Source organism: Sorangium sp. So ce128 (genome assembly GCF_051525245.1).
In the GTDB taxonomy this organism is placed as follows: domain Bacteria; phylum Myxococcota_A; class Polyangia; order Polyangiales; family Polyangiaceae; genus Sorangium; species Sorangium cellulosum_B.
The window spans coordinates 1371850-1390281 of record NZ_CP150313.1 but is presented as its reverse complement, the minus strand read 5'-3'; the positions used below and the strand labels follow the sequence as shown (position 1 = coordinate 1390281).

The window sequence follows — 18432 nt, the reverse complement described above, 5'->3', positions numbered from 1 at the left end:
GTGTCTGACCAGAATGGCTCGCCCGACCCCGCCCCGCTCGACGACTCGGGCCGGGCCGAGCTGCGGCGGCGCCGGGTCATGTCGATGCCGCGGTGGTACTCTCCCTGGCTCCACCTCGCCAGCACGGTCGGCCTCGGGTGTGGGCTCGCGGCGCTCTCGCTCACGCGGTTGCATGGCCTGCGGGCCTGGGAGCTCGCCGCGATTCCGCTTTTCTTCGTCTTTTGCAATGCCGTCGAGTGGCGGGCACATCGGGGTCTGCTTCACCGGAGGCGGCGCTTCCTCGAGGCGTTCTACGACCGGCACACGCCGGTGCACCACCGCGTGTTCGTCGAGCGCGACATGGCGATCCGCACACCGCGTGAGCTCGGCTTCGTGCTGATCCCGTCGTACGGCATCGCGGGCGTCTTCGCGCTGACGCTCCCGCTCGCGCTCGCCCTCAGCGCGGCCGGTCAAGGCAACCTCGCGTCGCTCTTCGTGGCGACGTGCATGGCGTACATGGTGCTGTACGAGTGCCTCCATCTCTCGTACCACCTCCCGCCGGACGGCAGGATAGGCCGCAGCCGCGTCGTGGCACGGCTCCGGCGCCACCACGGCGCGCACCACAGGCCGTCGTTGATGCGGCAGTGGAACTTCAACGTCACCTTCCCGCTCTGGGATCTGGTTCGCGGGACGTACTACCGCGGCGACGCCACGGACGCGACGACCCGGGATGTGCGCTCCAGATCAGCGCTCGAGCGTCTCGAACGGTGATGTCAGCGCCCGGGAACCGCCGGGCGGATCCGACGGCGGAGCGCCGCGCCCTCGCCGACACAGACTTGTTGCACACTGGCCCGTCCAGCTCCTTTACGTTCCCGCCCGCCGAACGACACGGGCCATCCAGGATTGTCCGATGGCCACGTGAGAGGAGGGAGCGGCATGGATCTTCCAACGTGCATGGCGGTGCGACGTGCGGTGAGGCATCGCGCGGTGCGACGGGGCACCAGCGCGACGACGAGCGTGGGGCTCGGGGCGTTCGGCGCGCTCGTGGCGCTCGTCGCGGCGTGCGGGGACGGCGGCGACGACGGAACGGGCGCGGCCCGAGGGCCCTGCGGCGGCGTGTTCTGCGCCGCGGATCAGTACTGCAACTACCCGCCAGGCGACTGCGGAGAGGGCGGCGTCGTCCCGGGGAATTACGGTATCTGCCAGGAGCGGCCCACGTCGTGCGACACCGCCACGCCGCGCGAGGTCTGCGCCTGCGACGGGCGCTCCTACGCCAACGCCTGTGAGGCCGCGCGGGCCGGCGTGAGCGTCGGCGACGGCGAGGAGTGCGCGGGCGCAGCGCCGCCGGGGACGTTCGCGTGCGGAAGCTACTTCTGCCGATCGGACAGCGAGTACTGCCAGACCATCGAGGATCAACACGACGAGCTGTTCCGGCTGCCGCCGCAGAGCTCCTGCAAAGCGGTCGCCGTCGCCTGCGCGCCGGAGCCCTCCTGCGCCTGCCTGATCGAGGTGGTCAAGCCGGCTGGCAGCAGCGACAAAAGGGAGTGCACCACCGCACCGACCTGCACGCAGGACGCATCAGGCAATTTCGCCCTCCGGTGCGCCGGCGATCTCTACTGAGCTGCGATCGCGAGCAACTGGATCTGCTGAGCCTGCGAGGCGCGGCGCCAGGCAAACGCTCAGTCGATCGTACCAGGATGGAACACGATCTTCATGGAATTGTATCCAATAACGGAACAACACTTCCATTAACCTGCCCGTGCCTCGCTCACACCTACGTTCGAGATCAGGAGAAAGGGTAGACAGACTCATGCAGAATTCGCGCACGCGAGAGGACGCAGGCACACACGACAACCGAGAGACGGGCTGGTCGAGACGATCGAAGGGCGCCCTCTGCGCCGCCCTGCCGGCGCTCGCGGTCATCCATGCCTGCGGCGCAAATGACGAGTACATCGAGGAGGTCCTGGAGACGCGGCAGACGCTGACCACGGTCTCCTTCCAGCAGGGGTCGCTCCCGAGCTCGTCGTACGCCGGCTCGACCGACGCGACCCTCCGGCAGGCCGCCGCCACCACGAACTACGGCGGAGCCACCACGTGCGAGGCCGACGGCGACGACGGCTCGGGCGTGGACAAATCTTGCCTGCTGAAATGGACCGTCTCCGGCATCCCCGCGGGGAGCATCGTCCAGTCGGCGTCGATCACCCTCCAGGTGACGGACGGCTCCGCGAACACGTACAGCGTCTACGAGGTGAAGCGCTCGTGGAGCGAGTCGCAGGTCACCTGGAACAACGCGACGTCCACGACGGCGTGGGCCACCGCGGGCGCGATGGGCTCGACCGATCGCGGAAGCCTCGTGGGCAGCGTCACCGGCAGCGCCGGCGCCAGGACGATCACGCTGAACGCGGCCGGCGTGGCGCTCGTCCAGGCGTGGATCGACGGGACCTCCAACGACGGCCTCCTCATCGCGAGCGCGTCGAACACCGATGGCATCGACTTCGCGTCCTCGGAGCACGCCACCGTGGCGCAGCGGCCCAAGCTCACCATCACGTATGGCTCGCCCGGCGGCGGCGCGGGCACGCCGACCGATCCGGATCTCCTGATCGCCTTCATCGGCGACCAGGGCGCGAACGGCAACTCGGACGCGGTGCTCAACCTGATCAAGGACGAGGGCGCCGCGGCCACCATCCACAACGGTGACTTCGACTATGCGAACAACCCGACCGCGTGGGACAACCGGATCAACAGCATCCTCGGCGCGAACTATCCTTATTTCGCGATCATCGGCAACCACGACGCCGCGGCCTGGGGCGGCACGAGCGGCTACGCCAGCAAGATCCAGGCTCGCCACGCGGCCGTGCCGTCGATGAACTGTACCGGCGAGCTCGGCGTCAAGTCGACGTGCAACTTCCGCGGGCTGCACATCATCCAGTCCTGCATCGGGACGAGCGAGCTCCGGTCGACCTGCGCCGCCAACGCGGCCGACCAGGTGGACTTCATCCGCGACTCGCTCGCCGCCGACAGCTCGATCTGGTCCATCTGCAACTGGCACAAGAACCAGAACGACATGCAGGTCGGCACCAAGGGCAACGAGGTCGGCTGGAGCGCGTACCAGGAGTGCATGAACGCCGGCGCCATCGTCTCGACCGGCCACGAGCACTCCTACTCGCGCACGCTGACCCTGACCGACGTCGGCAACGCCGCGACCGGCCACGGCAAGACCGGCGCCTACGACCTCGTGGAGCTCGGCCCGAGCCGCAACTTCGTGTTCGTCTCCGGCCTCGCCGGCGTCGGCATCCGCGACTACGACGCGGCCAGCCACGACGACGACACGTGGTGGGCCTCCTACTACGCCAGCAACAAGTGGAAGAAGAACAACGTGGTCATGTCGGGCACCGCCGCCTATGGCGCCCTGTTCATCCGCTTCCACGTCGGCGGGGATCCGAAGCGCGCGACGGCGTACTTCAAGGACGTGAACGGCCGCCTCGCGGACGAGTTCACGATCCAGGTCCAGTAAACCCGGGCGGCCCCGGCGAACCTGCGGGATCCGCACGTTCCGCCAGGGAACAGCCTTCTACCAACACGACCGAGAATCCCACGGCGTTGTTCCTGGCCACGTTGTAGGTGAGATCGACATTGTGATCGTTCACATTTTTGATGTCAACGATGCTCTGTCAGTCCGCGGCCAAGCTCGACATCGGATGGCTGGCAAGTCTCCTCCGGAGCGGCGCGTCAAGAGGGCGGGCGCAGGGCCACGGTATTGTTCGACGTGGATTCCAATTTCGGGATCGAGGCTCGCCTCGCGCCAGTTCATTTGAGTTGACACGGACAATGTGAACGTTCACAATTTCGTCTCAGGGTGTCGTTTCGCTTTGTCCCGGGTAGCCGTCGTGCGCACCGGACTCTTGGTCCTTTGTACCGGGATCGATCTCTGCGCCGGCTCCGCTCGGGTGTCGTGAACGCAAGCCATGGCGAGATCGCGGGGGCTCGCCCGCGCTGGGCTCGCTCAGGTGAGCCGATCCAGGTGAGACAATCCTGGCGGAGGGAACAGCATGGCGATGGGTAGGACGAGATCGTGGTTCGGATTGACGATGACGGCGTGCCTCGCCGGCGCGTGCGGCGGCGCGCAGACCGTCGACACGCCCCCTGCGGCAGCGCCGCCTGCGCCGGCGGCGGCCCCCGCGACGGACGCCGCTCCAGCGGCCCCGGCCGCCAGATCCGAGCCACCTGGTGGTGAAGCCGTGAACACAAAGCCCGCTTCCGTCTCCAAGGCGCCTTTCGGCAACGCCGATGGCAAAGAGGTGATCCTCTACACGCTCACGAACGCGAACGGCCTGGTCGCGAAGGTGATGACCTACGGCGCGACGGTGACCGAGCTCCACGTCCCCGACAAGACGGGGAAGATGGGCGACATCGTCCTCGGCCACGACAACCTCGACGGGTACCTGAAGAGCAGCCCGTACTTCGGGTCGACGGTCGGCCGCGTGGCCAATCGCATCAAGAACGCGCAGTTCCAGCTCGATGGCAAGACCTACAAGCTCTCCGCGAACAACGGCGCCCACACGCTGCACGGCGGCAAGAAAGGCTGGGACAAGGTCGTCTGGGACGCGGAAGCGACCGAGACGCCGGACGGCCCCTCCATCAAGCTCACGTACGTATCGAAGGACGGGGAAGAAGGATACCCCGGCACGGTCAACGCGACCACGACCTACACGCTCACCAACAAGAACGAGCTCAGGGTCGAGATGTCGGCGACGACCGACAAGACAACGATCGTCAACATGGCCCACCACGGCTACTGGAACCTGGGAGGGCACGGCTCGGGCTCCGTCGCCGACCAGGAGCTGACGCTGCACGCCGACAGCTACACCCCGCCGGACGCCACCGACATCCCCTCGGGCCAGATCAAGCCGGTGAAGGGGACGCCGCTCGATTTCACCGCCGCCAAGCCGATCGGCAAGGACCTGAAAGCCATGGGCGGCAAGCCGGTCGGATACGACCACAACCTCGTCATCAGCGGCGACCCGCACAAGCTCCGCGAGGCGGCTCGGGTCAAGGATCCGAAGACCGGTCGGGTGCTGACGATCGAGGCCGATCAGCCGGGGATCCAGTTCTATACGGGCAACTACCTCGACGGGTCGATCAAGGGCAAGGGCGGCGCGGTTTACGACCAGTACAGCGGCTTGTGCCTCGAGCCGCAGAAGTTCCCGAACTCGATCAACGTCCCGGCCTGGAAGAACGAGGTCATCCTCAAACCCGGCCAGCGCTACGCGCAGACGGCCGTCTTCCGGTTCACCACCGAGTAGCTCGCCGACGGTCACCCGCGCTGCCTCGCGGCGCCTGCGCGCTCACGCGAACGTCACGATCGGCATCACGTCCGCCGAGCGGCGCGCGAGCGCCACGGCCCGGCGTCCGTGCGGCACACGCCGACGGCGGGCGGCAACCCAATCCCAGGAGGATCCATGACCCGCTCGATCCCATGCAGTATCTCGCTCCTTGTCGCGCTTTCAATCGCTGCTTGCGGGTCCGACGACGCCGCCGACGGCTCGGGCGGCAGCGGAGGAAAAGGAAGCAGCAGCGCTTCGAGCAGCAGCAGCAGCAGCAGCAGCAGTTCTTCGAGCAGCAGCAGCAGCAGCCCTTCGAGCAGCAGCAGCACCTCGGGCGCGGGCGGCACGGACGACCCGAACCCGAGCGGCGGGGGAGGACAGGGCGGGACGGTCGATCCGGTCGGCACCGAAGGCGACGGCGATTTCGAGATCGGGCCTGACTACCGAGACGCCCCGGAGATCAAGAGGATCGACGGCGTTCCCCAGGGACGGACGTTCACGTTTTCCCTGTCGTCCCGGGAGAGCGACATCTTCACCGGCCACGATCCGACGTTGAACGACAACGCCAAGGGGGATTTCAACCGCCGCGTGGAGGTCGCGATCCCCGCGACGTACGTCGACGGCGCGGAGGCGCCGTTCATGGTCGTCCAGGACGCGCGCGACAGGAACGAGATCATCAACACGATCAACAACCTCGTCGCGGACCCGAACGACCGTTTCCCGAGCGTCATCGCCATCTTCGCCGCGAGCGGAGGGGGCGACTCGTACGGCAGCGAGCGGGGGCTCGAATACGATACCATGTCGGACGCCTATCAGAGGTTCGTCGATACGGAGCTCCTCGAGGCGGTCAAGAACGACCAGGCCGTCCACGCCGCGTACCCCAACCTGAAGTTCACGAGCAACCCGGACGGCCGCGCCACGTACGGATGCAGCTCGGGCGGGGCGGCGGCGCTGACCATGGGCTGGTTCGGCCACGACACCTACCGCAAGATCGTCACCTACTCCGGCACGTTCGTCGACCAGCAGAACCCCCGCGCGCCCACCGAGGCCGAGTATCCCGACGGCGCCTGGGAGTACACGGAGGGGCTCATCCGGGAGAACCCGCCCAAGCCGTTGCGCGTCTTCCTGCAGGTCGGCGAGAACGACCTCGGCAGCACCAGGGATGAAGCCAGCCACCACAACTGGGTGATGGCGAACCAGCGCGTGGCGGCGGTCCTCAAGGAGAAGGGGTATCACTACCGCTTCGTCTACGCGAACGGCGCCAGCCACTGCGACGGGAGAGTGATCAGGCAAACGCTCCCCGACACGCTGCGCTGGATGTGGCGGGGCTATCCGGTCGATTGACGGTACGGACCGGTGGCCTGGGGAACGGTTCAGACCGGCAGCCTTGGCGACCTAGAGCGGTTCCCACCCGCCCCTGGTACGAGCGTCGCAGAGCGGGTGACCGCTGCTCTAGGGAGTCTCCTTGCGCGGCGGGATGACGTCGAAGCGCCGGGTCCCCGGCTTCCCCAGGAGGACCTGATCGGCGAAGTCGAAGATGGCGTTCCAGTCTTCCTCGGTGGCGCCGTGCCCGCCGGGCCGGAAGTTCAGCCCCACATGCTCGGGGACGCCGAGGAAGTCGTACACCGGCTCCGCGCCAAGGTACGACTGCACGGCCGCGTAGGCCCTTCCGTACTGATCTTTGAGCGAGTTGCACAGGATGAAGAGCCGCGGCGCGGCGAGGGCGGGCAGCCAGTGTTGGTCCGAGGGAAGGCGCTCCGTCCGGTCCCTGAACTCCGGAAGCAGCGGCCCGAACCAGTAGGTGTTCTGGTCGACGATCTCGGTGATGCCCTGCCCGAGCCCGCCGCCCATCTCGGCGCCCGAGAACCGAAAGGCCATGCCCCCCGCCACCGGGGCGGTGAGCGCGATGCGCTCGTCGAAGGCGCCCGCCAGCAGGACCGCCTGGCCCAGGCGTGACGTCCCCGTGATCATGATCTTGCCCCGATCGACGGCAGGATCGGTCATCAGGTAGTCGACAGCGCGGGAGATGCCCCAGGCCCACGCCGAGATGTCCCTCCAGTCGTGGTCCGGGTAGGCCGGAAAGAACGCGCTCGACGCGTAGTCGCGAGAGTCCGCGCCGAGCTCCTGGTAGCCGATCGTGGCCACGGCGTAGCCTCGCGCGAGCGCGCCCGCCGCTCCCCCGAGGCTGCTTTCGCCGGAGCTGAAGGAGAGCGAGATCAAGATGGGACGCGCCTCGGCCTCCCCCTCCGGAGTCGCCTCGGCCTTCGGGAAGAAGAGGCCCAGGTCGAAGCCGAGCTCCCCACCTGGCCCGAAGCTCAGGTGAAGCTTGCGGTAGGTGGCGTCCACGCCCGAGGCCGTCGTGATCTCCGACGGCTCCGAGACCGGCACGGCCGTCACGTTGCCCGGCGGCGGCGGCATGTGCCCGTACGTGTAGTCCTCCAGGATCCGCATCATCTCCTTGCGGCGAGCCCGCCACTGCGCTGCCGTGGTGACCTTGGTCCCATCGACCATCGTGAGCGGATCGGGCATGTCGGAGATGACAGGGAGCTCGTCGACCGGGATCGGCGCGGAGTCGTCGACCGAAGAGCTCCCGCCGCTCGGATAGGGATCGCTCGGAGCGCCCAGCCAGCAGCACCGCTCGCTCGGGACAGCGCAGCTGCCCTCCACCTCCAGAGCGCCCAGGGCCGGACAGTCGTCGTGACAGGTGAAGGTGCACGGCGTGGCGGCCGGGCCGCCGCCGCCGCTGCCGCCTTCCCCCGCCGATTTCGTGCCTCCGCTCGAGCTCGAAGGCGAGCTGCCACCCGCCCCGCCGCCTCCAGCTCCACCGGTGAGGCGCGGCGCATCCGCCTCTGCCGCGGGGCCTCGCTCGCTGCAGCCCATGAGCGCCCCGCACAACGCGCCGACGCACAGGGTCGTGAAGCGAACGGTCCGACGCTCGATCATGGATGTCGCTCCAGGGGAAATCAGGGCATCGGGATGACGAAGGTGGTGACGGAAAAGGCCGGGACCGTGACCACCAGGCGATAGTCTTCGATCGCCATGTCGGGGAGCCGATCGAGGTCCTCCGTGCGCGAGGTGCGGTGCACCTCCGCGGCGGGACCGACCGTGGGGAGCCGGGTGAGATCGAGCGTGTAGCCGCGGCTCGCGTTGCGATCGCCGTTGCGGACCACGAGCGAGAGAGAGCCCCCGTCGGCGCTGACCGCGGCCACCATGTCCTCGCTATCGACGTCGACGAAGCGCGCGCCGGGCCGGATGTAGCGGCTGAAGCCGGCATGCATGTAGAAGCGCTTGATGGGAGCGAAGGACTGCTCGCGGTCGTTCAGCGTGAAGCTCGCCCAGCTGCGCGACGGATCGCCCGACTGCCAGTCCACCCAGGCCTCCGGCTTCAGCTCGCGCAGATCGTCGATGATGCGCTCCGCCATGAACAGCGCCGCGTCCGTGTCGTCGCTGATGTTCTGCCCGAGCGGCCCCGATTCCGATTGCCACAGCCGCTTGCCGAGCCTGGTCGCGAGCTGCCGGAGCTCGCTGCGCTGGCTGCCGGCGTAGGAGTGGACGTTGAGCTGCTGGAAAGCGGCGAGCGTCCCCGCGCCGAAGGCGCCGATGTTCCGGACGGCGTCATCCATGCTGTTCTCGTCCGACGCGCTGACCACCGTCTCGCCGAGGCCCTTGCTGGTCAGCTGCCTGGCCACCTCCTGGATGATCTTCTCCTGGCTCGCCCGGTCGAAGTGGCATCCTTCCTGGGAGCCGTTCGATTTCCACCAGTCGGCAAAAGGCTCGTTCAGCGGCTCCAGCGTGCGAAAGGTGATCCCGTGCTCGTCCCTGTAGTGACGGACGACCTCCGTGAGGTAGTGGGCGAAGTCGTCGTAATGGTCCGCTTTGAGGTTGTCTTTGCCGTTGCTGCTGCCCGAGGCGCAACCGCTGTTCGTCATCCAGTAGGGGGGAGAGTTGGAGAACGCCTCGAAGATCAGATCCGCTCCGCGCTCCGCGATGCGCAGGAGGATGGCGCGCTGCCTGGCGTCGTTCGCCCACGTGAAGGTCCCGTCGGCGCTCTGGAATCCAGGCATCTCGCGGTGCTCCTTCATGTGCTCGTGGGACGGGTTCTCCCCGCCGCCGATGTTGTAGCGGAACACGTTGTAGCCGAGGCCATTCACCGGATCGACGACCGCTTCGACCACGGCGTTGCGCTTGGCTTCCTGCCATCCGCCCACGTGATCGGCCCACCAGCACAAGCTCGTGCCCCAGCCCTCGAAGGATTGGTGCATCACGTTCGTGTCGACCCGGACGAGCTCCGTGCCCGGAGCGGCCGTCACCGTGGGGCGAGGCTCGCTCGGTGAGCCCCCGCTCGCGCCCGACGAGCCGCCGCTGGTCGAAGCCGCGCTCGCCGCCCCTGCCCCACCGGAGCCCGCCGGCGCCCCGCCCGAGCCCGCCGGCGCCCCGCCCGAGCCCGCCGCTCCTCCTGCTCCGGTCGAGGGCGCGCCGCCGCTTCCACCGCTCGACCCAGCCTCGTCCGAGGGAGCCGCCGAATCACGACCGCAGCCCGATACGAGGACCAGGGTGATCGCGAGGAGGGACGAGGTTCTCGAGGTCCTGGTCATCATGGGGCCGTACCCGAGCACCGGCGCCTCCCGGTCGCTCCACGGTGAGAGGTCTCAACAGCTCTCAGGTGGTCGATGACCTGTCCGGCCGGACAGGGCGCCGAACAGGCAGCGTCTTCCCGAGAACGGCAACAGTAGAGCATGACGGCGCGGAGCGTGGAAGATGGGACCCGAGCCGATCCCACATTCGCGCCCTCATGTAGTTCTCTTGCGCTGTTTCACGCGACTCGGCGCGTCAGGGAGCCAGCGCGTCAGGGAGCCAGGGTGACGGGAGGAGACGCTTGCCTCGGCGGCTGTTGGCAAACCCACCGTACCGGGGGCGGTCGTGCGACCTCGTCCGCTGCTCGGCCGGGTCGAGCCTGAGGCGGGCCATGGACCAGCGGCTGGAATGGCTCTACGGGCCGTTGTCGCCACCGAGCCCAGATGCTAGCCATGATCACGAGATCGGCTGCAGGGAATTGACTCATTTCGCCAAGGAGGATCTGTGAGTTTAACTTTGTTAAAACATTTTACTATCGCCCTGGGATTCGTCGCTGTGGGGTGCGCGGGGCCGGACGATTCCTCTGCAGAAGACACCGGGGCGGGTGGCAGCTCGTCCGGGACGGGCGGCGTGACCTCGGGCAGCGCCGGCACCACCGGCAGCACCGCGGGCCCGGGCGGCGTGACCTCGGGCAGCACCGGCACCACCGGCAGCACCGCGGGCCCGGGCGGGTCGACGACGAGCGGGACCGGGGGCTCGGACGGGTCCGGGGGTGCGAGCAGCTCGACAACGAGCAGCTCGACCGCGGGCAGCACGACAACGAGCAGCTCGACAACGAGCAGCACCACCGCGAGCAGCACGAGCGCGAGCACCACGGCCTCGACCGGGACCGGCACGCCCACCCGGTGCACGGAAGCCGACCTGGAGGTCTGCAGCGACAGGACAGGCATGCATTGCGGGCTCACCTTCGAATACTGGAAGGACCGAGGAGACGGGTGCCTGCGCAACACGGCGGATGGCTTCAGCGTGAACTGGAGCAACATCAACAACCTGCTGGGCCGTAAAGGCGTGAGGCCGGGCGGGAAGAACAATATCGTCACCTACGAGGCCGACTACCGGCCAAACGGCAATTCCTACCTGGGCGTCTACGGGTGGACGAGGAGCCCGCTCATCGAGTATTACATCATCGATAGCTGGGGCAACTGGCGTCCGCCGGGCGGAGAAGGGCACGTGGGCACCGTCTCCAGCGACGGAGGCACCTACGACATCTACAAGACCCAGCGAGTCAACCAACCTTCCATCGATGGCACGGCGACTTTCTATCAGTTCTGGAGCGTCCGGCAGCAGAAGCGCACGAGCGGAACCATCACTGTCGGCAACCACTTCGACGCGTGGGGGAAGCAGGGGCTGACCCTCGGGACCTTCTATGAGGTCTCGCTGGTCGTGGAAGGCTATCAAAGCAGCGGCAGCGCCGATGTGAAGGTCTCGATCGAGTGAGCGCCGAGCCCTGAGCATCGTTTCGGCCGACAGCCGTCCCTGAACGGAGCAACGACGGGCACCTGGAGCATCCCCTCGAATTTTTCGGGGGGGAGAATTCACAGGGAGGCGGGGAGATGGGGAGTAAAATCCCGACGATCTCACCGTCTCCCTGTTCAGTTTCCCGGCAAGATGCCGACCCATGAGGGGGTTGTTCAGGACGACGCCACGCGCCCCGTCCAGGCGCTCGCCGCCCTGCGCGCCCCCGAGCGCCGGCCGCGCCGGCCCGCTCGTGCGGCGCTCGAAGGTGGACCGCCCGTCGGGTACGCTGCGGGCCGGACATGAAACAGCACGCGCCGCGCTCCCCTGACGCCCCGGCCCCCGGGGCCCACGCGAACGCGCCCTCGCTGCCGTCGCCGCCGCCTTCCAGCGCCACGGCGCCGGTCCACAAGACGCGCGTCCCGGAGGCCTTCGGAGAGGCGCCCACGATCATGTACATGCCGGGCGACGAGCCCGATCGCTCGCCGGGCCACGCCCCTCCCCACGCGGCCGGACAGGCCCGGCCCCCGGCGACCGACGAGGCCACCCTGCGCATGCCGCCCAGGGCCGGCGTTCAGGCCGGGGACGAGGCCACCCTGCGCATGCCGCCCAGGGCCAGCACCCCGGGCGGGGAGCACGACGACCGCACGCTCAAGATGCCCGAGCGGCCAGCGCGCGGCGCGGCAGCGGACGAGGACAACGCGCCCACCGTCAAGGCCGAGCCCAAGGCGTCCTACGTCGACCTGAACGCCGAGGACGAGGACAAGCCCGGGGACCTCCGATCGTCCGCCCGCGCCTTCCTCAAGCGCCACCACAAGAAGCTCTGGTGGCTGCACACCGCGTATGCGCTCAGCCTCGGCGCGTTCGTGGTGACCTTCGCGCAGAAGGGGTTCCAGCACGCGCGCTTCCTCGCGGTCACGGTCAGCGTCGCCTGGCTGCTCGTGCTCCTCTTCTTCCGGCTCTTCGGCACCGGCGCCCGCCAGGACTTCGCGACGGCGTGGCGCGGCGCCCGGCTGCGCTTCCTCGTGATGACCTATGTCCTGAAGAACCTCTATCAGGGCATGCTCTTCTTCCTCCTCCCGTTCTACTGGAAGAGCGCCAGCCTGGACGCGCCGAACCGGTGGTTCGTCCTCCTCCTCGCCGCCTGCGCGGTGCTCTCGACGCTCGATCTCGTCTTCGACCGCGTGCTCATGCGCTGGAAGACCCTCGCCTCGGTGTTCTACGGGGTGACGCTGTTCGCGTGCCTGAACCTCGTCATCCCCGCGCTCCTCCCCGACACCCGCACGCTGTACACGCTGCTCTCCGCCGCCCTCGTGTCCGTGCTCGGCTTCTGCACGCTGCACCTGCCGTTCGGGGCCCTCTGGAGCCGGATGGGCGCCGTGTTCCTCGTCGTCGCGATGGCCGCCGGGGTCGGGCTCGCCTACGGGACGCGCGAGCTCATCCCGCCCGTCCCGATGCACCTGTCCTCCGCGGCCGTGGGCCCCTCGGTGCTCCCGGACGGACGTCTCGCCATGTCCGTGAAATCACTTCATTTTTCTGTGATCCGCGAGCTCCGCGCGGTGACCGACGTGGTGGTGCCGGGCGGCGACGGCGATCGCCTGCTCCACGTCTGGCGGCGCGAGGGGCGCGAGGTCCTCCGCGCGCCCGAGGAGACGCTGCGGGTGCCCGGGCCGGAGGGCGCGGTGCGGCTCAAGTCGCAGCTCGTGGGCGGGAGCCTGCCGCGCCGCCTGGCAGGGCGCTGGACGGTGGATGTCGAGACCGAGGACGGCCAGCTCGTCGGCCGCACCTCGTTCGAGGTGACGGAATGAGCTGGCCGCTCCGGGGCGGAGGCGAGGCGAGCGCCGCGGAGCGCGCGCGCTGGGTCGACGCCGGCAACATCGCGAACGGGTTCCTCGTGTTCGGCAACGTCGTCACGGGCTTCATCGCGATCGGCAACGTCGCGCGCGGCTTCATCGCGATCGGCAACGTCGCCGTCGGCGTCGTCGCGATCGGCAACGTCGCCGTCGGCGTGGTCGGCGGGTTCGGCGCGACGATCGCCGTGGGCGCCTTCGCCGGCGCGGGCGTGCTCGCCCTGCCGGTGCTCGACGGGGTGGCGGGCGTGACCAGCCTGCTCGCCCTGAATCCATTCCTGTCGGTGCTCCCGATCGCCCTCTGGCTCTTCGCCGCGCGCGTCCTCCCGGGGGAGCGCGCGCCCCGGCTGGGCCCCGATCCCGAGCTCGCGTCGCTCTCGTCGGTGCTCCGCGGCGAGCGCTCCGAGGGCTGGGTCCGGGGGCGGGTCGAGCGCGCGGGGGACGGCGCGCTCCGCCTCACGCAGCGCGGCCGGGCCGTCGAGCTGCCCGCGACCCCGGAGGCGCTGCGCGCGGGCGCGGCGCTGCTCCCGGAGGGGCGCGGCGCGCGGCTCCTCGCCCTCGTGCGGGCGGAGGAGCACGTCCGCGGCGGCGAGGGCGGCTACCGCGCGGCGCAGGAGCGCGAGCGGGTCCTCACCGTCGCCGATCTGCTGGCGCCGCCGGCGTGGGTGCCGCCATGGATCAACGGCGCCGAGGTGCAGTGGTGGCTCGCGCGCGCGTGGAACGTCGGGGCGGTCGTGGCGGTCCTCCTGAGGGCGGCGCAGCTCATCGCGGGCGCGATGGGATGAGCGCCCGCCGCTCCCCTGCTCCCGTTACTCCGTCCCTCCGTTGCTCCGCTCCTCCGCCGGCTTCCGCTCGCTCTCGGGCGCCAGGGCGGCGTCGCCTCCCTCGATCTCCGGAGGCAGCGGCAGCCGGACGCGGAACGTCGTGCCCTGACCTGGCTCGCTCTCGACCAGGATCTCTCCGCCGTGCGCCCACACGATCAGCCTGCAGACGTAGAGCCCGACGCCGAGCCCGCTGTGCGCCTCCGGTGTCCACCGGAACGGCTCGAAGAGCCTGTCTCGCTGCTCCGGCGTGATGCCGACGCCGCGATCGTGCACGGAGATCACCGCGAAGCCGCCCTGCCGGACGACCGACAGCGTGATCGGCTGTCCAGCGCCGTGCCGCGACGCGTTCGACAGGAGGTTCGTGATGACCTGCTCGACGCGCGCGTCGTCCCAGTAGCCGAACACCGATCGATCGAGCTGGAGCTCCAGGGAACACCCGTCGGCCTCGAGCTGCTCTGTCACCTGCCGGGCGGTCCTGCGCACGATCTCGTTGAGCTCCGCCCTCTCCAGGTTCAGCGCCGGCGGGCCGGTCGCGAAGCTCGCGACGACGAACATGTTGTTGATGACCTGCGTGATCCGGGCGAGCTCCCGCGAGGACACCTTCAAGAAGCGGCTGATGTCCTTCGAGCCCAGCGTCACCATGAGGGGCTGCGATCGCGATCGCAGCATGTGCTCGTACAGGAGCCGCAGGCTCGTCAGCGGCGTGCGCAGCTCGTGCGAGGCGAACCGCAGGAACTCCTCGCGGACGCGGATGGCGTCTTTCAGCTCGGTCTCCGCGCACTCCAGGCGACGGACACGATCCTCGAGCTCCCTTCGCAGCTCCTGCTCGCGCTGCACGCCGGTGGCCAGGTCCTTCGCGCGCCGCTGCAGCAGGATCGTCAGGACGAGCGTGGCGAGCAGCATCACGCCGCAGGCGGTGAGGACCACACGGCGCGTCACGACATACACGCCATAGGCATCGTCCTTGTCGATCTCGGTCGCCAGGCCGAGGTCGAGCTCCTGATCCCACAGCCACGAGCCGACGACCTCGACGCCGCGATAATCGCGGTATCCCTCGACGTCGACCCCGGCGATCCCCGCGACGGCGCTGGTCGCCATGCGCGTGAGCGGCTGCTCCATGCGAGGCAAGGGGCGCGCGGAGCCGTCCGGCGCCTCGCCCCCGGGATCGCGGATCTCCACGTTGAGGCTCGTGCGCTCGCCTGCCGCCAGGAGGCCCATGTCGCGGAGGTTCTGGGCGAACCTGAGCTCCGTGACGACGCGACCGTGCCTGTCGAACGCGTAGGTCTCCCCGGCCGCGCCGACCTGTCCGCGATGGGCGATCTGCGTCAGCTCCTTCCCGGGATCGATGCGAAAGGCGAGCGCCGCGATGACCCCCCCTTCCCCGGCGACGGAGCGCACCGGCGCCGCGACGATGAGGACGGGGGTGACCCTTCCGAGGACGGGAGACCGCATGGCGAAGGGAGTACCCATGACGGTCGAGCCGCGCAGGGCCGCGGCGATGGTGTCCGGGTCGTGGGCGCTCAGCGTCTTGGTGGCGAGGAGCTCATCGCGATCCGAGGCGATATGGGTGCCGTCCAGCGCGATGACGTCGAAGCCGAGGCACTGTTCCCGCTCGACGACGCTCTCCAGCTCCAGCCGCAGATCCTGGAGGTACGGGCTATCGCGGAGCGAGCCATCGCTGCGGCGCACCTCGACCTGGGCGGCGACCGCGCGCCGTATCCTCGGCTCGTTCGCCCAGAACCCCGCGGCGCCCTTCGCCTGCCGCGCCCAGGTCAAGAGCCCTTCGCGGGTCGTCGAGAGCACCGCCTGCAGCGTCGCCGCGATGTTCCTGCGATGGACGTCCTGGATCTCGTGGAGGCTCAGGAGCAAGACGACGCCGATCGGCAGCAGCGCCGCCAGGGGCATCCAGTCGAGCCATTCCTTCCTTCGCCGTTCGTTTCCCATGCATGACGCAGGCGAGACGCGGGGGAACGGCTCCTCACAAACCACGCCACCACCCCGTGTGAGCGCGCTTCACGCTCGCCCGCTCGGCCCGGGCCTGCCTCGATCCCCGGCGCCGAGGCGAGCCGGCGCCTCGCCTCGGTCAATGCGCAGGCGGGCCCGAGGGCGCGGGGCTCCCCTCCACGATCGAAGGGCTCCCGCTGTACACCACCGCGTCGAGCAGCCGCTCCTCCCGCACCATCGCGAGCGCCGGCGCGTCCCGGCGCACCGAGATGCTGCCGCCGGGATCCACGAACCCGCACGCCTCCGCCCCTCGCTGCGAGCCGATCTCCCAGAGCGCCTCGGCGGGCGTCGCCCCGCCCTCGCCCCGCAGCGTCACGCGGCGGCCCGTCCGCAGCCGCTCGCCGAGCTCGACGCCGCGCATGTCCTCGAACGGATCGGTGATCACGTGGCTGTCGATCCCGACGCACAGCCGCGCGCCCGCCGCGCGCAGCGCGCCCACGTCGGGCAATCCGTCGCCGAGGTCGCGCTCGGTCGTCGGGCACAGGCACGCGAACGCCCTCGCCGCGCCGAGCAGCGCCGGCTCGTGCGGCGCGAGGTGCGTCGCGTGCACCGCCACGAAGCGCTCGCCGAGGACCCCGCGCTCGGCCAGGAGCTCCACCGGCCGCCGGCCCGTCTCGGCGAGGCACGCCTCGATCTCGGCCGGCTGCTCGGCCACGTGCATGTGCACCATGAGCCCGCGCTCCGCGGCGTACCGCGCGATCTCGCCGAGCCACGCCGGGGGCACGGCGCGCACGCTGTGGGGCGCCACGCCGACGCGCACGTCCTCGCAGCCCGCGTAGCGCGCCCGGAGCGCCTCGACGTCCGCGAGCGCCGCGTCGAGCGAGGCGTCCGAGAACCGCCGCTGCGCCCCCTCGGGCGCCCTGCCCGCGCCGGCGCGCGCGTAGACGACCCGGAGGAGCGCGATCCGGAGGCCCTCCTCGCGCGCGGCCTCGATCACCGCGTCCGCGAGGACCGTGCGATCCGCGTAGGGCGCGCCGCCCGGCTGGTGGTGCACGTAATGAAACTCGCCGACCGTGCGCACGCCCGCTGCGCGGAGCTCGCGATAAGCCACCTTCGAGATCGCATGAATGGACTCCGGCGTGAGCGACTCGGCGAGCGCGTACATGGCGCTGCGCCACGACCAGAAGTCGTCCGCCCCCGACGGCCCCGGCCGCTGCGCCTCACCGCGCATCCCGCGCTGGAAAGCATGCGAGTGGGCGCTCGCGAGCGCCGGCAGCTCGATGGCTCGCTCGGTCAGCCTCATGGCGCACGTCTATCACGTCCATCGCGTCCATCACGTTGGGACAGACGGGAAAAGGCGCGGGCAGGCCGCTCTGCCGGGGCGGCGCCGCGATCCAGAGCGGCCATCTGTACCGCGGCAGGGAGCGCAGCGGTCCGGGACGCGCGCCTTCCAGTCAATTCCCGTCAATTCCGGTCAATCATCGCTCGGCGTCAGGAGGAGCGGGAGGCAGCCGACGTTGAGCTTGCTGCAGGCCCCATCGAGCACGGCGGGGTCCTCGTCGGATTGCTCGTAAAACGCCATGGTGAGCGCGCTGCACGCGGGGAGCACATCGCGCGTGTACGCTCGCACCTCGGCGGCGCAGGCGTCGATCTCCGCGATCGTGGCCGTGCACTGCGTCGGCTGGGCGCAGGGCTTTGCGTCGACCTCCATGAGGGCCTGCTCCATCAGCTGCTCTGCCTGGCTCGGGTCGGCCATGCACCCCTCGACCAGCTCGGAGCACTTCGCCTGCAGCTCGGCGTCGCTGGTCCCGGCGTCGTCCCCGTACGCCGCGCCGAGCACGCCCTGCATGAGGCAAACGTACTCGACGGTCACCTGCTCGGCGCTGCAGCGGCGATACCCCTTGCACGCCTGCTCGACCTCCGCGGGCGAGAGCTCGCTGACGAGCGCCGACGTGTCGAGTCCGGAGCAGGACGCGGCCCCGGAGCCCCCGCCTCCCGCCGAACCCGCCGAGTCGCCGGGCGTCGCCCCGTCGTCGTCTCCCCCGCAGCCCAGCCCCGAGAGGCCGCAAGCCAAGCACACCCCCACCACACAAGCCCAGAACGTCGTTCGCATTCCTCTGCGCTCCCGATGAAAGGTCAAGAATCGAGCCCTGCCGCGGCAGAACCACGTTTCCTTACGCCGGGCGGCTCCGGTTCTTCCCTGACGAGGCCGTCACGATGCTGCTCGCCGCGCCGCGACGCCGGATCGTGGTCGTTTACGTGGTCGTGGTCGTCAACGATAGGCCGTGAACGACCACGACCACGACCACGTAAACGACCACGTAAACGACCACGACCACGTAAACGACCACGACCACGTAAACGACCACGACCACGTAAACGACCACGACCACGACCACGACCCGGCCACGGTCGTCTGGA

The 18432-nt window shown here is 69.5% G+C and carries 15 protein-coding genes; 8 read left to right on the top strand and 7 right to left on the bottom strand.

All coding sequences use genetic code 11. The features are described 5' to 3' along the window. The 5 genes from WME82_RS05310 to WME82_RS05290 all read left to right on the top strand — a co-directional run bounded on the left by WME82_RS05310 (nucleotide 1) and on the right by WME82_RS05290 (nucleotide 6647). Nucleotides 1-750 carry a sterol desaturase family protein gene (locus tag WME82_RS05310; protein ID WP_438041924.1) on the top strand — a complete coding sequence of 250 codons (750 nt, stop codon included), beginning with the start codon at nucleotides 1-3 and terminating at the stop codon, nucleotides 748-750. Between the two features lie 216 nt (nucleotides 751-966). Then, the gene (locus WME82_RS05305; protein ID WP_438041923.1) at nucleotides 967-1599 is read left to right on the top strand and encodes a hypothetical protein; all 633 of its coding nucleotides are present in this window, start codon (nucleotides 967-969) and stop codon (nucleotides 1597-1599) included. A gap of 190 nt (nucleotides 1600-1789) precedes the next feature. After that, on the top strand, nucleotides 1790-3493 hold the full coding sequence (locus WME82_RS05300; protein WP_438041922.1) for a DNRLRE domain-containing protein: 1704 nt from the start codon (nucleotides 1790-1792) through the stop codon (nucleotides 3491-3493). Nucleotides 3494-4067: 574 nt separating this feature from the next. Beyond that, nucleotides 4068-5282, top strand: coding sequence for an aldose epimerase family protein (locus WME82_RS05295; RefSeq protein ID WP_438041921.1), 1215 nt, complete (start codon nucleotides 4068-4070; stop codon nucleotides 5280-5282). Nucleotides 5283-5438: 156 nt separating this feature from the next. Next, the gene (locus tag WME82_RS05290) at nucleotides 5439-6647 is read left to right on the top strand and encodes an alpha/beta hydrolase (RefSeq protein ID WP_438041920.1); all 1209 of its coding nucleotides are present in this window, start codon (nucleotides 5439-5441) and stop codon (nucleotides 6645-6647) included. Nucleotides 6648-6755: 108 nt separating this feature from the next. Here the strand turns inward: WME82_RS05290 and WME82_RS05285 are convergent, their stop codons facing one another. From WME82_RS05285 to WME82_RS05275, 3 genes are all read right to left on the bottom strand, one after another. Next, on the bottom strand, nucleotides 6756-8246 hold the full coding sequence (locus tag WME82_RS05285) for a glucuronyl esterase domain-containing protein (protein ID WP_438041919.1): 1491 nt from the start codon (nucleotides 8244-8246) through the stop codon (nucleotides 6756-6758). Nucleotides 8247-8266: 20 nt separating this feature from the next. Next, a complete protein-coding gene (locus tag WME82_RS05280) occupies nucleotides 8267-9613 on the bottom strand; it encodes a glycoside hydrolase family 30 protein (RefSeq protein WP_438041918.1) in 1347 nt (448 codons plus the stop codon). A 711-nt stretch (nucleotides 9614-10324) separates the two neighbouring features. Then, the gene (locus WME82_RS05275) at nucleotides 10325-10828 is read right to left on the bottom strand and encodes a hypothetical protein (protein WP_438041917.1); all 504 of its coding nucleotides are present in this window, start codon (nucleotides 10826-10828) and stop codon (nucleotides 10325-10327) included. On the opposite strand from WME82_RS05275, the gene WME82_RS05270 reads away from it, so the two are divergent. The 3 genes from WME82_RS05270 to WME82_RS05260 all read left to right on the top strand — a co-directional run bounded on the left by WME82_RS05270 (nucleotide 10827) and on the right by WME82_RS05260 (nucleotide 14028). Next, complete coding sequence (locus WME82_RS05270) at nucleotides 10827-11375, top strand: glycoside hydrolase family 11 protein (protein WP_438041916.1); 549 nt, start codon at nucleotides 10827-10829, stop codon at nucleotides 11373-11375. The genes WME82_RS05275 and WME82_RS05270 overlap by 2 nt on opposite strands. A gap of 320 nt (nucleotides 11376-11695) precedes the next feature. After that, nucleotides 11696-13201 carry a DUF5924 family protein gene (locus WME82_RS05265; RefSeq protein ID WP_438041915.1) on the top strand — a complete coding sequence of 502 codons (1506 nt, stop codon included), beginning with the start codon at nucleotides 11696-11698 and terminating at the stop codon, nucleotides 13199-13201. Further along, on the top strand, nucleotides 13198-14028 hold the full coding sequence (locus WME82_RS05260) for a hypothetical protein (protein WP_437866943.1): 831 nt from the start codon (nucleotides 13198-13200) through the stop codon (nucleotides 14026-14028). Before WME82_RS05265 ends, WME82_RS05260 begins: the two co-directional genes overlap by 4 nt. 24 nt (nucleotides 14029-14052) lie before the next feature. On the opposite strand, the gene WME82_RS05255 is transcribed toward WME82_RS05260, so the two are convergent. The 4 genes from WME82_RS05255 to WME82_RS05240 form a co-directional block, all read right to left on the bottom strand. Next, nucleotides 14053-16011, bottom strand: coding sequence for a sensor histidine kinase (locus WME82_RS05255; RefSeq protein WP_438041914.1), 1959 nt, complete (start codon nucleotides 16009-16011; stop codon nucleotides 14053-14055). Between the two features lie 139 nt (nucleotides 16012-16150). Further along, a complete protein-coding gene (locus WME82_RS05250; RefSeq protein ID WP_438041913.1) occupies nucleotides 16151-17314 on the bottom strand; it encodes a formimidoylglutamate deiminase in 1164 nt (387 codons plus the stop codon). 171 nt (nucleotides 17315-17485) lie between these two features. Beyond that, the gene (locus WME82_RS05245; protein WP_438041912.1) at nucleotides 17486-18124 is read right to left on the bottom strand and encodes a hypothetical protein; all 639 of its coding nucleotides are present in this window, start codon (nucleotides 18122-18124) and stop codon (nucleotides 17486-17488) included. Nucleotides 18125-18266: 142 nt separating this feature from the next. Beyond that, nucleotides 18267-18410, bottom strand: a complete 144-nt coding sequence (locus tag WME82_RS05240) for a hypothetical protein (RefSeq protein WP_438041911.1) — start codon at nucleotides 18408-18410, stop codon at nucleotides 18267-18269. Between the last annotated feature and the right edge of the window lie 22 nt (nucleotides 18411-18432).

What these genes read in the sequence shown, in the direction of transcription:
- WME82_RS05290 (WP_438041920.1), top strand. Translation starts at nt 5,439, where the DNA reads ATGACCCGCTCGATCCCATGCAGTATCTCGCTCCTTGTCGCGCTTTCA.
- WME82_RS05260 (WP_437866943.1), top strand. Translation starts at nt 13,198, where the DNA reads ATGAGCTGGCCGCTCCGGGGCGGAGGCGAGGCGAGCGCCGCGGAGCGC.
- WME82_RS05295 (WP_438041921.1), top strand. Translation starts at nt 4,068, where the DNA reads ATGACGGCGTGCCTCGCCGGCGCGTGCGGCGGCGCGCAGACCGTCGAC.
- WME82_RS05245 (WP_438041912.1), bottom strand. Translation starts at nt 18,124, where the DNA reads ATGCGAACGACGTTCTGGGCTTGTGTGGTGGGGGTGTGCTTGGCTTGC.
- WME82_RS05275 (WP_438041917.1), bottom strand. Translation starts at nt 10,828, where the DNA reads ATGCCTGTCCTGTCGCTGCAGACCTCCAGGTCGGCTTCCGTGCACCGG.
- WME82_RS05255 (WP_438041914.1), bottom strand. Translation starts at nt 16,011, where the DNA reads ATGGGAAACGAACGGCGAAGGAAGGAATGGCTCGACTGGATGCCCCTG.
- WME82_RS05250 (WP_438041913.1), bottom strand. Translation starts at nt 17,314, where the DNA reads ATGAGGCTGACCGAGCGAGCCATCGAGCTGCCGGCGCTCGCGAGCGCC.
- WME82_RS05285 (WP_438041919.1), bottom strand. Translation starts at nt 8,246, where the DNA reads ATGATCGAGCGTCGGACCGTTCGCTTCACGACCCTGTGCGTCGGCGCG.
- WME82_RS05265 (WP_438041915.1), top strand. Translation starts at nt 11,696, where the DNA reads ATGAAACAGCACGCGCCGCGCTCCCCTGACGCCCCGGCCCCCGGGGCC.
- WME82_RS05270 (WP_438041916.1), top strand. Translation starts at nt 10,827, where the DNA reads ATGCATTGCGGGCTCACCTTCGAATACTGGAAGGACCGAGGAGACGGG.
- WME82_RS05300 (WP_438041922.1), top strand. Translation starts at nt 1,790, where the DNA reads ATGCAGAATTCGCGCACGCGAGAGGACGCAGGCACACACGACAACCGA.